The organism is Burkholderia sp. AU44665 (assembly GCF_030504405.1).
GTDB classification, from domain to species: Bacteria; Pseudomonadota; Gammaproteobacteria; order Burkholderiales; family Burkholderiaceae; genus Burkholderia; species Burkholderia semiarida.
Genome location: NZ_JAUJRI010000001.1, coordinates 789,108 through 803,095, shown reverse-complemented (window position 1 = coordinate 803,095; position 13,988 = coordinate 789,108). Strand labels below are relative to the sequence as shown.

Below are 13,988 nucleotides of genomic sequence, written 5' to 3'. Positions count from 1 at the left end.
TCGCGACCGACTGATGAACCGGATCCTGCTGAATCGCGTCGCCCGGTCCGACGCCGCCGACCTCATCGCCGCCAACCGCGCGAGCCGGAGCCACCATTTGCCGTGGGTCGATTCGTTCATCGACCAGACCGGGTTCGATCAATGGTTCGCCCGCTGCCTGACGGGGCCGAACGTCGGATTGGTCGCGCGCGAGCGGGCGTCGGGCGCGGTGGTCGGCGTGGTGAATCTCAACGAGATCGTCGGCGGGGTGTTTCAGAGCGCTTATCTCGGGTACTACGGGATGGCGAATCTCAGCCGCCAGGGGCTGATGACGGACGCGGTGCGCGCGGCGGTCGACGTCGCGTTCCGCGAACTCGGGCTGCACCGGCTCGAAGCGAATATCCAGCCCGGCAACCATGCGTCGATCGCGCTGGTTCGGCGGCTCGGGTTCAGGCAAGAGGGGTTTTCGCCGCGCTATCTGCGCATCGGCGGCGAATGGCGCGACCACGAGCGTTGGGCGCTGCTGGCCGACGACGCGCGCGAAGCGAACGCCTGACGGTCGATTCCTGCCCCGTCTCGTGTTCCTTACAGCGGATGCGCGGCGCCGGCCTGCTGCAACAGCGACACGGCAACCGGATCCGGCAGTCCGTTCGAATCGATCGCCCCAGCCTTGGCCAGCGCGACGAGATCGCTGTCGACGCCCGGTTGGCCGACCACGAACGACGTGGTCAGGAACGCCGGTGCGGCCAGCGTGACCGCATAGCGTTGCTGCAGGTTCGTCACCACGGCCGATTGCGCGGCCTGCACGGTGTCCGGGCTGTTCATCGCCCGCTGGTAGCGCAGGGTGCCCTGGAAATTGCCGATCAGCCCGGCCGTGTTCGTTCCGAGTTGCGCCGCGAGATAGACGAGCATCAGCTCGGTCTCGGGCGTCGTATTGAAGGTGCCGCCCGCGTAGGCGAGCGAATGCAGGCTCGCGCCGCCCGCCGCCACGGTGATGACGCATGGCAGCGCGGCGTTGAGCGTCACCCGGTAGTTGCCGCCGCCGTCCGTCAGCGTCGTGGCCGACCCCGCCGCGCAATTGACGGCCACCTGCGCGCTCGCGAGCGCGTCGCCCGTCGCGGCCGTGCCTGACAGCGAGACGGTTTGCGTGTTGTCGTTGAAGCACGCGTCGACGCCGAAGCAGGCTTCGCCGTTGCAGGCCTGGAGGGCGGCGAGTGTTGCGACGCACAATGCGCCCAGCGCGGGGCGGGTGAAGCGCGTAAGGCGAAGGTTCATGGTCGCGGGCGATCGAGAGAATGAGGCAACCGGTGCGCATCGGGAATGCGGCGCTACTGTAATTCTATGTCGTGAACCGGCGTAAAAGCGAATGCAGCCGGCCAGCAAGACCGGCCCGCCGCCTCACGGCTTGCGCGCGGCCGGCTTCGCGAACGCGCCGCGCACCTCGAAGCCGATCGCATCGGCGACGTTGCCGCGCGCATCGACGAGTTCGAGCCGGTGCCTGCCGGGCCACGGCAGCCACGCGACGCGGTCTGCGTGCCCGATCACCTTGTCGTCGAGCCGCCACGCGAACTTCGTCGCGCGCCCGGCCGAGCGTTCGAACCAGATCCGCTGGTTCTTCGGCGGAATGTCCGGATCGATCGCGAAGATCGTGCCGTCGGTCGGCGCGCCGATCGTCAGCGGCGCCCGCGCGCCGTCCTTGCTCGGCGTGGCGGGCGCCGCGAGCCGGATCGTGTCCACCGCCGTGCCCGCGACGAACCATTCGTTGCGGGCCGGCTCGATGTCGCGCTCGAACGCGATCCGGCGCGTCTCCACGCCGGCCGGCGCACGCGGCGCACGGCTCGGCAGGTCGCGGTGCAGGTAGCCGACGACGGCCGACCACACGGGCGACGCGCCCGTGACGCCCGACACGTCCCACATCGGCGAGCCGTCCGCATTGCCGACCCACACGCCGACCGTATAGCGCGACGTGAAACCGATCGTCCAGTTGTCGCGCATGTCCTTGCTCGTGCCGGTCTTGACCGCCGAGAAGAAGCGCGTCGCGAGCGGGTTGTCGAAGCCGAACGTGCGCACGCGCGCGTTGTTGTCGGACAGGATGTCGGTCACGACGAAGCTGGCCGCCTCGCTGAACACGCGCGTACCGGCGTCCGGCCGCGCAGGCGCCGATGCGCCGGATGCCGGCGCGGGTGCGGCGGCCGGCAGGTCGACGACCTTGCGCGCGACGCCGCCGTTCGCGAGCGCGCGGTAGGCGTTGGTCAGCGACAGCAGCGTGACGTCCGCACTGCCGAGCGCGAGGCTGAAGCCGTAGTAATCGCCTTCCTGCGCGAGCGGCAGGCCAAGCGCGGTCAGCGTGCGCGCGAAGCGGTGCGGCGTGACGAGCACCAGCGCGCGCACGGCCGGTACGTTCAGCGAGCCGCCGAGCGCGCTGCGCACGCTCACCCAGCCCTTGAAATCCTTGTCGTAGTTCTGCGGAATGTACAGGCCGCCGCCGGCGGCAAGGTTGATCGGCGCATCGTCGAGCAGCGACGCGGCGGTCAGTCGTTTTTCGTCGATCGCCTGCGCGTAGAGGAACGGCTTGAGCGTCGAGCCGGCCTGGCGCGGCGCGAGCACGGCATCGACGTCGCGCGCGCTCGACAGCGCCCCCGACGAGCCGACCCACGCGCGGATCTCGCCGGTCGCGTTGTCGATCACGACGACCGCGCCGTCCTGCACGTTGCGCCGGTGCGCGGGTGCGTTCAGTTCGGTCAGCGCGCGCATCAGCGTGTCGCGCGCGAAGCGCTGCAACGGCGCGTCGAGCGTCGTGCGGACCTGCGCGCCGGCCGCCGGCCTGACCTCGGCCGCGATGCGCCGCGCGAAGTGCGGGGCGAGGGCGGCGCCCTCGTCGCGTACGGCATTGGCCGGGCGTGCGGTGACGAGCTGCACGTAGCCGTCGAGCGACGCGCATGCCTGCCCGGCCTGCATGTCGCGAAGGATCCGGCATGCGCGCTCGGCGAGCTTCGCCGGCGCCGCATTGGGCGCACGCACGAGTGCGGCGGCGATCGCGGCCTCGCGCGCGTCGAGGCCCGACGGCGCCTTGCCGAACAGCACCTGCGACAGCGCGCCGAGCCCGATCGTCTCGCCGCGGAACGGCACCAGGTTCAGGTAGGCCTCGAGGATCTGGTCCTTGCGCCAACTGCGTTCGAGCCACAGCGCGTTCACGGCCTGCGTGGCCTTCTGCGGCAGCGAGCGCTGGCCCGAGCGGCGCGGCGAATCGCCGAGCAGCCCCGCGAGCTGCATCGTGACGGTCGACGCGCCGCGCGTGCGCTCGTTCCACAGGTTGCCCCACGCGGCGCCGGCAATGCCGCGCCAGTCGACGCCGCTGTGTTCGTAGAAGCGCTTGTCCTCGGACACGACGATCGCCTCGCGGAACGCGGGCGATACGTCGGCGAGCGATACCCAGTCGCCGCGCCGCTCGGTGAGGTCGACGCGCGTGCGCTGCAGCGGCGTGCCGTCGCGCGCGAGCAGCACCCAGTCGGAGCTGCGCCAGGTGCGGCGCACGTCGTCGTAGCCGGGCAGCGCATGCGCGACGAGCGGGGCGGCCAGCACGACGGCGACGAATACGCGGCCGGCGAAACGCGCCGGCCGCGGCAAAGCCAGATCGATCATCGCGGTCTCGTTACTTGCCCGCGTCGGCCGGCTTCACGGTCATCGGCGGGTTCGGCCACAGGCCGTACACGGACGGCGCATACAGTGCCTCGACACGTGTCGGCGGCAGCCCGAACGTGCCGACGTTGTTCAGCCGCACCGTGTACTCGACCGAGAATTTGCCCTTCGGCAAATAGTCGTAATACGCGCGGTAGCCGTCGAAGTCGCGCTCGATGAACGTCGGCCATGCGCCGTCGGGCGTTTTCTCGCCCTGCGTCGCGGCTTCGGAATCGCGGCCGAGGCCCGACCCGAGGATCGTCGCGCCGGCCGGGATCGGATCGTTGACGGCGACCCACGTCATGTCGCTCTGCGCATCGATGTCGAGATGCACGCGCACGACGTCGCCGCGCGTCAGCACGCCGTTGACGGCCGGCGACACGGGCGTGACGGTCTTCGTGATCCGGTAGCCGGCCGCGAACGGCGCGCGCAGCGGCACGGCCGCGAGGCTCTCGACGGTCGCCCACGGGCGGCCGGTGCCGTCCTGCGTGACCGACAGCGTGGCCGGCCCCTGCGACGCACGCGGCCACGGCATCAGCACGCTGCGCGCGGCGGCCGCGCGGGTCGCGGGCGTGGCCGACGCGGGCGTATCGGCGGGCGCGGCCGATGCCGGCTGCGACCACGAGATCGAGCGCGCGTCGCCGCCGAGCGCCACCTTCGTCGCGCCGGCGACCGGCGTGCTCTCGTAGGTACGCGAGAAGCGCTCGACCGCGAGCAGGCCGAGCGCGTTCGACGTCGTCGTCTGCCACGCGCCCTGGCGTTGCAGCGCGAGCAGGCCGGCGGTCACGCGCGGCATTTCATCCTTCCATGCCGGGTCGCCCGCGAATTCCAGCGCGAGACGTGCGGCATTGGTCTCGTTGCTGGTCATCAGCCACCACAGGTCGTCGTCGCGTGCGGTCGAGAACACGAGCTGCGTGCCCTGGTACGTGAGGCGCGCCCGCAGGATCTGGTCGACCTGCGCGCGTTTCTCGTCGCGTTGCGGGATGTCCTTCACGCGCGTCAGGATCGCGTGATAGTCGATCACCGCCGACGTCGGCCACTGGTTCGGCGCGATCTCGATCGAACCGAGCATGCGGCCCTGTGCGGCGCCGTAGCGCGACAGCGCCTCGATCGCGGCGAGCTTGCGCAGGTCGCGATCCTGGCGCGGCGCCCACGCGTTGCGCTCGATGCGGCCGTCGACGAAGCGCGCGAGCCCGGCCTCGAGCTGCGTGCGCAGGTCTTCCGGCAGCGCGAAGCGCGGATCGAGGCGGCTGGCTTCGTCGGACACCACGAGCAGGTACGACGACAGCGTCGGGCTGCCGTGGTGCGAATCGTCGGACGACGGCGGGAAGTAGCTCGCCAGGCCGTCGCTGTCGAGGTAGACGGGCATGCGTGCGATCAGCGCCTGCCATTGCGCGGGGTCGCGCAGCCCGATCGCGCGCGACGTCTGCTGTTCGAGGCAGCGGTACGGATAGCGCTCGAACCAGCGCCGCACGCCGGGCAGGCCGTCGGCGAGCTTCGACTGCAGCGATACGGCGATGCCGCCGCGCGGTATGCCTTGCGCGTTGCCGACCGCGCCGGCCGGGGCCGCGACGGGCACCGTCAACGTGCCGTCGACCTGTGCGAGCGTCGCCTGCTGCACCGTGACCGGCAGCGCGGGCACCACCTTCTGCGCGACAGCCAGTGCATCGGACGCGCGCTTGCCGCCTTGCTCGGCCGCCTCGATGCGCCAGTTCAGCGCACCGGCCGCATCGAGCGCCTGCTCGGGCACGGTGACCGTCCACGCGACCTCGGTCGCCGCATTCGCCGCCAGCGACACGGTCTGCGGCGCGACGTCGAGGCCCGTCACGCGCGGCGTCACGACGACCTGCATCGCGCGGTCGGTCGTGTTGCGCAGCGTGACCTGCGCGCGGAACGCGTCGCCTTCGCGTACGAGCGGCGGCAGGCCGGAGATCAGTTGCAGATCCTGCGTGCTGCGGATCGACGTGCTGCCCGTGCCGAAACGGTCGGGGCCGACCGCCGCGATCGCGACGATCCGGAAGCGCGTGAGCGCGTCGTTCAGCGGCACCTCGACGGTTGCGCTGCCGTTGGCATCCAGCGTCACGCGCGGGTTCCACAGCAGCAGCGTGTCGAACAGCTCGCGGGTCGGCGCGCTGCCGCCCCCGCCGCCGGCCGGCACGGCCTTGCGGCCGAAGTGGCGGCGGCCGACGATCTCCATCTGCGCGGTGGCCGTCTCGACGCCGTATGCGCGCCGGCGCAGCATCGCATCGAGCAGGTCCCAGCTGTTGTTCGGCATCAGTTCGAGCAGCGCCTCGTCGACGGCCGCGATGGCGATCTGCGTGCCGGCCGGTGCGGGCTGGCCGTTCGGCAGCGTGACCTTCACGTGCGCCTGCGCCTTGCCGCGTACCGTGTAGCGCGTTGCGTCGGTCGTCACGGTCACGCCGAGGCGATGCACGCCGGTGCCGACCTTGATCTCGCCGAGCCCGTAGCGGAACGCGGGCTTCGACAGGTCGACGAACGCGGTCGGCGCCTCATAGTGCCGGCCTTCGCGCCAGAACGCGCGCGCCCATTCGACCGGCGCCTTCCAGCCCCACGTGAAGAACGAGTACCACGGCACCTCGCGAATCCGCCCGCGCAGCGCGAGCACCGATACGTAGACGTTCGGCCCCCACGATTCGCCGACCTTCAGGTCGACGGTCGGGTTCTTGCCGTTCAGCTCGACGATGTGCGTTTCCATCACGCCGCCGCGCTCCACCGCGACGAGCGCGGTTGCGTAGCGGAACGGCATGCGCACCTGGAAGCGGGCCGTTTCGCCCGGTTCGTACGACGTTTTCTCGGGGATCACGTCGATCCGGTCGGTGTTGTCGCCACCGAACCAGAGTTCGTCCTCGCGCGTGACCCATACCGACGTCGACGCATTCGACGTGCGGCCGTCGCCGTCCTTCGCGACCGCGATCAGTTGCACGTTGCCGGCCTGCCCGAGCGTCGCGTCGCAGGCCATGCGGCCCTTGTCGTCGGTCTTGCCCGAGCACAGCACGCCGAGGTCGCGCGTATCGCTCTTGTTGTCGTACGCATAGAAGCCGCCGACCATGCGCTTGCGCGACGACGTCGTGATGCGAGCCACGCCCTTGATCTCGATCGGCACCGACGCACGCGGCTTGCCCTGCAGGTCGACCGCCAGCGCCTGCACCGGCACGCGCTGGCCGACCGACACCCAGCGGCCGGCCTTGATGCCGGCCACCACCGCGGCCGGCCACAGGATCGTGTCGCCGCGGATCGTCTGCACTTCGCCGTTCGGGTCGGCGAACGTCGCCTCCAGCGCGATGCGCTTCGGTGCGTCGACGTCGGGCAGGCCCTTGAGCGTGACCGTGCCCGCACCGTTGCGGTCGAGCGTCAGCGGCAGCTTGTCGGCGATCAGTTTCGTCGCGTCGGGATCGTTGCTCGATGCCGACGACGTGTTGTCGCCGTCCTGCGCATCGTCGTCGGCGTTGCCGTCGTTCGTGTCCGGACGATACGGCGTGAAGCTGAAATCCTCGAAACGATCGGCGAACGGCGGCGATGCCCACTTCATCAGCGCCGACACCTGCACCGGCAGGTTCGATGCGCCGCCGCCCGACACGTAGTCGATCTGCACCGCGAGCGGCGCTTCCTTCACGGCGACGAGCGGGCTCTTCTGCGCGTCGCGCGCGCCGATCGAGCCTTTCAGCACCGGCAGGCGGAACGCCTCGACGCGGAAGCTGCCGCTGTAGTAAGTGGCGGTCGGCGCATCTTCCGGGCCGCCTTCGAGCTCGACGCCGTATTCGCCGAGCTTCGCGGCCGCCGGCAGCGTGAACTGCGAGTCCGCGCTGTGGTCGGCCGCCCACGTGAGCGGCAGCTTGTAGGTCTGGCCCGTGCCGAGATGGCGGATCGTCACGCGCGTCGGGTATTGCGACGGGAACGCGAGGCTCTGCAGCGTCTCGGTGCGGATGAAATGCTTCATCGACACGGTTTCGCCGGCGCGCAGCAGCGTGCGGTCGAACACCGTATGCGCGCGCACGGTCGGCGCGCTGTCGGTGTCGGTCGGCACGTTGAAGCGCCACGATTCGATCCCGCGGTTCCAGCCCGAGCTGACGAACGCCATGTCGGGGCCCGTCTTCGGATCGTCGACGCGCGCCGATACGAAATAGTCGTTGAAGGTTTCCGACGCGTTGCACGCGCGCTTCGGCTCGAACGGCCCGTCGATCTTCAGCAGGCCCTGCGCGTCGGTCTTGCCGGCCGCGATTTCGTCGCCGTTGCAGTCCGACACGCGGATCTGCGCGTTCGGCACCGGCTTGCCCTTGTCCAGCGTCGTGACCCACACGAGGTTGTTCTCGCGGCCCTGTTTCAGGTGCACGCCGAGGTTCGTGACGAGCACGGTGGTGCGCACGTACATGCTCGACGGCTTCGCGAGCAGCGAGCGGCCGAGCGCGGGCGACGCGAGTTCGAGCACGTAGAAGCCGGGCTTGTCGATCGGCACGCCGACCACCTCGAACGGGCGCAGCGTCTTCGGGTCGGCCTTCGGCAGCGTCAGCACCTGCGCGCCGGGCTCGCCCGTCAGCAGCGACAGCGAGCGCACGTCGATGCGGCGGTTCTTCGGCGCGGGCTGCTTTTCGCCGGCCTCGAGCGGCACGTACACGGGGTGTTGGCCCTTGCGTTCCAGCAGGCCGGGAATCTGGTCGTCGATCGAGCCGGCCGTCATCGACCAGTTGTCGAAGCGATCGACGGTGCGCATCCATTGGCGGATCGCGGTGTCGTTCTCGACCTTCAGGTTCGCGAATTGCGCGCCGCCTGCATTGAGGCCGGCGATATGCAGGTCGGCCTCGACGTTGCGCAACGTGACGGGCACCAGCGCGGGCGTATCGGGTTCGGCGAAGCGCTCGACGATCCCGAAGGTGCCCGACGAGAATTTGGCGAGCGGCGGCATCGGCGCGGTGCGCGTCGCGAGCGGGAACAGGTCGGCATTGGACAGCGGCCGGTCGGTCACGTCGTGCAGGCCGGACGGCAGCTCGACGGTCAGGCCGGCCTGCGCGGGCAGCGGCGGGTTGAACGTGACGGTCGTCACTTCCTCGCTGCGATCGTCGGCCGCGAAGGTGGGCGACAGCGAGCCGTCGGGGCCGCGCAGCTTGATCGCTTCGGCCTGCTTGCGCGAGATCGGTGCGTTGAACGACAGCGTGAGCGGGCGCAGCGGCGTGCAGGGCGCCTTCGCGTTCTCGCGTTCGCACGAGAAGCTCGCGGCGAACGGTGCGCGCACGGTGAAATCGAAGCGCCGTTCGGTGTCGTTCGCGATGCCGCTCGGGCTCGCGACGCCCTTGCCGTACACGAGCTGCATCTTCGCGCTCGCGGGCAGCGCCTGCGAGCACGACAGCGTCAGCACGCGCGCCGCCTCCTTCTTCCAGCCGAAGTGATCGAGCAGCGCGTTGCGCGTCTCGTCGTCGGCCGCCATGACGGGAATGCGGTTGCCGATGCCGGCCGCTTCGCACCAGATGTTCGCGAGCGCCGAGCGCGGCTCGGCCGGGCCGTTCAGCTTCATCACGAAGACCTGCCGCTCCTCGATCTCGCGCGAGCCGGGGCGCACCGATACCGGAAACGGGCCGCCCGTCTGGAACGTGAAGCGACGGGGGCCGCTGACCGCGTTGCCGGCGACCGAGCGCAGCGTGTCGTTGAGCGCGACCGAGCAGCGCACGCCGGGCGGCAGGTCGCTTTCGAAATCGTAAACCCACGTCTTGTCGTCGAGCCAGTGGCCCTGGCCGCGCGCGGCCGTCGAATCGTTGCAGGTCATGCGCGCCGGATTCGGCGCGGAGGCCGAGCCGAAGGCGACCATCGGTTCGTCGAACTTGACGACGCTCTGCCGGACTTCGGTGACGGTGCCTTGCGGCGACACGCTCACTGTGCGCGCCGCGCCCGCATGCAGCGACAGCGCCGTGGCGCCGCCGAGCGCCGCGACGGCGCCGATGCGCCAGAGCAGGCGGGCCGTGTGGTTGGTCTGGTCGATTTCTTTGTTGTGCTTGTCGCGTTGCTTCATCGCTCGATTGCCCTCGGAGGGAAGCTTTCTGTTTGATTGCACGGGATTCTAACCGACCGCCGTGCGCGCGCAGCGCGGCGTGCAGGGGCAGTGTGTGGTCGGCGCGCGACACGGGCAGGCGTGCCGCAGATTTGTCGCGTCGACGACACAAAAATGCAGCGAAATGTCGATTACGCCGGATTGCGGAACATTTAATGAACTATAAAAAGATTGTTCGATTCGATTTGTGCGCGTACATTTCAGGTCCGCGCCAATGTTTGAGAAATATCAAGCGTGGTTTTCCCGAATCCGGTGTTCGAGAGAAGGAAACATGCACAACGACAACACCCCCCAATCGCGTCGTGACGACGCAGCCGCAACCGGCATCACGCGGCGTCAATGGCTGCAGGGCGCACTGGCGCTGACGGCGGCGGGCCTCACCGGCTCGCTGGCGTTGCGGGCCCTGGCCGACGATCCCGGCACCGCGCCGCTCGATACGTTCATGACGCTTTCCGAAGCATTGACCGGCAAGAAAGGGCTGAGCCGCGTGACCGGTCAGCGCTATCTGCAGGCCTTGCAGAAGGGCTCGTTCAAGACGGCCGACAGCCTGCCGCAACTTGCCGGCGCGCTCGCATCCGGCTCGCTGAATCCCGACCAGGAATCGCTCGCATTGACGATTCTCGGCGCGTGGTATCTCGGCATCGTCGACGACGTCGTGATTACCTACGAAGAAGCATTAATGTTCAGCGTGGTGTCCGATACCCTCGTGATCCCTTCGTATTGCCCCAACAAACCCGGCTTCTGGGCCGAAAAACCGATCGAGAGGCAAGCCTGATGGCCGATACCGATACGCAAAAGGCCGACATCGTCGTCGTCGGGTCCGGTGTCGCCGGCGCGATCGTCGCGCACCAGCTCGCGATGGCGGGCAAGTCCGTGATCCTGCTGGAAGCCGGCCCGCGCATGCCGCGCTGGGAAATCGTCGAGCGCTTTCGCAACCAGCCCGACAAGACCGATTTCATGGCGCCGTACCCGTCGAGCCCGTGGGCCCCGCATCCGGAATACGGCCCGCCGAACGACTACCTGATCCTGAAGGGCGAGCACAAGTTCAACTCGCAGTACATCCGCGCGGTGGGCGGCACGACGTGGCACTGGGCCGCGTCGGCGTGGCGCTTCATCCCGAACGACTTCAAGATGAAGACGGTGTACGGCGTCGGCCGCGACTGGCCGATCCAGTACGACGATCTCGAGCATTACTATCAGCGTGCCGAGGAAGAGCTCGGCGTGTGGGGCCCGGGCCCCGAGGAAGATTTGTACTCGCCGCGCAAGCAGGCGTACCCGATGCCGCCGCTGCCGTTGTCGTTCAACGAGCAGACCATCAAGAGCGCGCTGAACGGCTACGACCCGAAGTTCCACGTGGTGACCGAGCCCGTCGCGCGCAACAGCCGCCCGTACGACGGCCGGCCGACTTGTTGCGGGAACAACAACTGCATGCCGATCTGCCCGATCGGCGCGATGTACAACGGCATCGTCCACGTCGAGAAGGCCGAGCAGGCCGGCGCGAAGCTGATCGACAGCGCGGTGGTCTACAAGCTCGAGACCGGGCCGGACAAGCGCATCGTCGCCGCGATCTACAAGGACAAGACGGGCGCCGACCATCGCGTCGAGGGCAAGTACTTCGTGCTCGCCGCGAATGGCATCGAGACGCCGAAGATCCTGCTGATGTCCGCGAACCGCGATTTCCCGAACGGCGTCGCGAACAGCTCCGACATGGTCGGCCGCAACCTGATGGACCACCCCGGCACCGGCGTGTCGTTCTACGCGAGCGAGAAGCTGTGGCCGGGCCGCGGCCCGCAGGAGATGACGTCGCTGATCGGTTTCCGCGACGGCCCGTTCCGCGCGACCGAAGCCGCGAAGAAGATCCACCTGTCGAACATGTCGCGCATCAATCAGGAGACGCAGAAGATCTTCAAGGCCGGCAAGCTGATGAAGCACGAGGAACTCGACGCGCAGATCCGCGACCGTTCCGCGCGCTACGTGCAGTTCGACTGCTTTCACGAAATCCTGCCGCAGCCCGAGAACCGCATCGTGCCGAGCAAGACGGCCACCGACGCGATCGGCATCCCGCGCCCGGAGATCACGTATGCGATCGACGATTACGTGAAGCGCGGCGCCGTGCACACGCGCGAGGTCTACGCGACGGCCGCGAAGGTGCTCGGCGGCACCGACGTCGTCTTCAACGACGAGTTCGCGCCGAACAACCACATCACCGGCGCGACGATCATGGGCGCGGATGCGCGCGACTCGGTCGTCGACAAGGACTGCCGCACGTTCGACCATCCGAACCTGTTCATCTCGAGCAGCTCGACGATGCCGACCGTCGGTACGGTGAACGTGACGCTGACGATCGCGGCGCTCGCGCTGCGGATGTCGGACACGCTGAAGAAGGAAGTCTGACCGTGCGGAAATCTACTCTCACCTTCCTCCTGGCCGGCTGCCTTGCGTTGCCCGGCCTCGCACGCGCGGCCGATTCGGCCGATCCGGCGCAGGTCAAGCGCGGCGAATACCTCGCGGTCGCCGGCGACTGCATGGCCTGCCACACCGCGAAAGGCGGCAAGCCGTTCGCGGGCGGTCTCGGCATGCCGGTGCCGATGCTCGGCAAGATCTATACGAGCAACATCACGCCCGATCCCGATACGGGTATCGGCAACTGGACGTTCGACGATTTCGAGCGCGCGGTGCGTCACGGCGTGTCGAAGAACGGCGACAACCTGTATCCGGCGATGCCGTACGTGTCGTACGCGAAGATCAACGACGACGACGTGCGGGCGCTGTACGCGTACTTCATGCACGGCGTCGAACCGGTCAAGCAGGCGCCGCCGAAGAACGAGATCCCCGCGCTGCTGAGCATGCGCTGGCCGCTGAAGATCTGGAACTGGCTGTTCCTGAAGGACGGCGTGTACCAGCCGAAGCCCGAGCAGAGCGCCGAATGGAACCGCGGCGCGTATCTCGTGCAGGGCCTCGCGCACTGCAGCACGTGCCACACGCCGCGCGGCATCGCGATGCAGGAGAAGTCGCTCGACGAAACGGGCGGGAGCTTCCTGTCGGGCTCGGTGCTCGCGGGTTGGGACGGCTACAACATCACGTCCGACCCGAACGCGGGGATCGGCGGCTGGACGCAGCAGCAGCTCGTCCAGTACCTGCGCACCGGCAGCGTGCCGGGCCTCGCGCAGGCAGCCGGCCCGATGGCGGAGGCGATCGAGCACAGCTTCTCGAAGATGACCGAAGCCGACATCGGCGCGATCTCGACGTACATCCGTACGGTGCCGGCCGTGGCCAGCGGCGACGCGAAGCAGTCGCGCTCGTCGTGGGGCAAGCCGGCCGAGGACGGCCTGAAGCTGCGCGGCGTCGCGCTCGCGTCGTCGGGTATCGACCCGGCGCGGCTGTATCTCGGCAACTGCGCGACCTGTCACCAGATGCAGGGCAAGGGCACGCCGGACGGTTACTACCCGCCGCTGTTCCACAACTCGACGGTCGGCGCGTCGAATCCGACCAACCTCGTGCAGGTGATCCTGAACGGCGTGCAGCGCAAGGCCGGTAGCGAGGACGTCGGGATGCCGGCGTTCCGCCACGAGCTGTCGGACGCGCAGATCGCCGCGCTGACGAACTACCTGACCGGGCAGTTCGGCAATCCGGCCGCGAAGGTGACCGAGCAGGACGTCGCGAAGCTGCGCTGACGCGGCGCGCGACGAAGCAGGGCGACAACATAAAAGAGGAGGAGCACAGCACATCGGGCGGGCCCCGATGCCGGTTGTTGCAGAGCGGAGCGGGCGGCGCGGGTGGCCGCCCGCTCCGGTTCACAGGCAATCCGGTGCGTGCGGTTGCGCGCATCGTTTTCGTTGATCACACCATGACACCGAATCAACCGTTTCTCGCGTCCCAGCGCGATGTGCTGCTGCTGCTGTCCCGCATTCTGCTCGTGATCCTGTTCGTGATGTTCGGCTGGAAGAAGATTGTCGACTTCTCCGGTACGATCGCGTTCATGGGCAGCGAGGGCGCACCGGCGCCGATCATCTCGGCGGCGATCTCCGTCGTGATGGAGCTGTTCGTCGGGATCGCGATCCTCGTCGGTTTCCAGACGCGCGCGCTCGCGCTGCTGCTTGCGCTGTATACGATCGGCACCGGCATCATCGGCCATCACTACTGGACGATGACGGGCGGCGAGCAGATCAACAACATGATTCACTTCTACAAGAACATCGCGATCTCGGGCGGCTTGCTCGCGCTCTGCGCGGCCGGCCCCGGACGTTTTTCGATCGATCGCGGCTAAGCAGAC

General features: G+C 68.7%; 8 protein-coding genes. 5 read left to right on the top strand and 3 right to left on the bottom strand.

What is annotated here, in order from left to right; translation table 11 throughout:
* Nucleotides 1–13: 13 nt before the first annotated feature.
* A complete protein-coding gene (locus QZM15_RS03530) occupies nucleotides 14–535 on the top strand; it encodes a GNAT family N-acetyltransferase (RefSeq protein WP_059585007.1) in 522 nt (173 codons plus the stop codon).
* 29 nt (nucleotides 536–564) lie between these two features.
* On the opposite strand, the gene QZM15_RS03525 is transcribed toward QZM15_RS03530, so the two are convergent.
* From QZM15_RS03525 to QZM15_RS03515, 3 genes are all read right to left on the bottom strand, one after another.
* Nucleotides 565–1,254 carry a hypothetical protein gene (locus tag QZM15_RS03525; protein WP_059585008.1) on the bottom strand — a complete coding sequence of 230 codons (690 nt, stop codon included), beginning with the start codon at nucleotides 1,252–1,254 and terminating at the stop codon, nucleotides 565–567.
* A 123-nt stretch (nucleotides 1,255–1,377) separates the two neighbouring features.
* Nucleotides 1,378–3,621, bottom strand: a complete 2,244-nt coding sequence (gene pbpC / locus QZM15_RS03520; protein ID WP_302105816.1) for a penicillin-binding protein 1C — start codon at nucleotides 3,619–3,621, stop codon at nucleotides 1,378–1,380.
* A gap of 10 nt (nucleotides 3,622–3,631) precedes the next feature.
* Nucleotides 3,632–9,676 (bottom strand): alpha-2-macroglobulin, encoded by a 6,045-nt coding sequence (locus QZM15_RS03515; RefSeq protein ID WP_302105815.1) that lies wholly within the window; start codon nucleotides 9,674–9,676, stop codon nucleotides 3,632–3,634.
* Nucleotides 9,677–9,986: 310 nt separating this feature from the next.
* Here QZM15_RS03515 and QZM15_RS03510 point away from each other — a divergent pair, with 310 nt between their 5' ends.
* The 4 genes from QZM15_RS03510 (at nucleotide 9,987) to QZM15_RS03495 (ending at nucleotide 13,982) form a co-directional block, all read left to right on the top strand.
* Nucleotides 9,987–10,490 carry a sugar dehydrogenase complex small subunit gene (locus tag QZM15_RS03510; protein ID WP_059639572.1) on the top strand — a complete coding sequence of 168 codons (504 nt, stop codon included), beginning with the start codon at nucleotides 9,987–9,989 and terminating at the stop codon, nucleotides 10,488–10,490.
* The gene (locus QZM15_RS03505; protein WP_059585012.1) at nucleotides 10,490–12,109 is read left to right on the top strand and encodes a GMC family oxidoreductase; all 1,620 of its coding nucleotides are present in this window, start codon (nucleotides 10,490–10,492) and stop codon (nucleotides 12,107–12,109) included. Before QZM15_RS03510 ends, QZM15_RS03505 begins: the two co-directional genes overlap by 1 nt.
* Nucleotides 12,110–12,111: 2 nt before the next feature.
* Entirely contained in the window at nucleotides 12,112–13,389 is a 1,278-nt protein-coding gene (locus QZM15_RS03500) for a cytochrome c (RefSeq protein WP_059585013.1), read from the top strand.
* A gap of 173 nt (nucleotides 13,390–13,562) precedes the next feature.
* Nucleotides 13,563–13,982 carry a DoxX family protein gene (locus QZM15_RS03495; RefSeq protein ID WP_060310849.1) on the top strand — a complete coding sequence of 140 codons (420 nt, stop codon included), beginning with the start codon at nucleotides 13,563–13,565 and terminating at the stop codon, nucleotides 13,980–13,982.
* The last annotated feature ends 6 nt before the right edge of the window (nucleotides 13,983–13,988 follow it).

Excerpts from the sequence above, each read along its gene's own strand:
- QZM15_RS03530 (WP_059585007.1), top strand. The coding sequence starts at position 14 with ATGAACCGGATCCTGCTGAATCGCGTCGCCCGGTCCGACGCCGCCGAC.
- QZM15_RS03525 (WP_059585008.1), bottom strand. The coding sequence starts at position 1,254 with ATGAACCTTCGCCTTACGCGCTTCACCCGCCCCGCGCTGGGCGCATTG.
- pbpC (WP_302105816.1), bottom strand. The coding sequence starts at position 3,621 with ATGATCGATCTGGCTTTGCCGCGGCCGGCGCGTTTCGCCGGCCGCGTA.
- QZM15_RS03515 (WP_302105815.1), bottom strand. The coding sequence starts at position 9,676 with ATGAAGCAACGCGACAAGCACAACAAAGAAATCGACCAGACCAACCAC.
- QZM15_RS03510 (WP_059639572.1), top strand. The coding sequence starts at position 9,987 with ATGCACAACGACAACACCCCCCAATCGCGTCGTGACGACGCAGCCGCA.
- QZM15_RS03505 (WP_059585012.1), top strand. The coding sequence starts at position 10,490 with ATGGCCGATACCGATACGCAAAAGGCCGACATCGTCGTCGTCGGGTCC.
- QZM15_RS03495 (WP_060310849.1), top strand. The coding sequence starts at position 13,563 with ATGACACCGAATCAACCGTTTCTCGCGTCCCAGCGCGATGTGCTGCTG.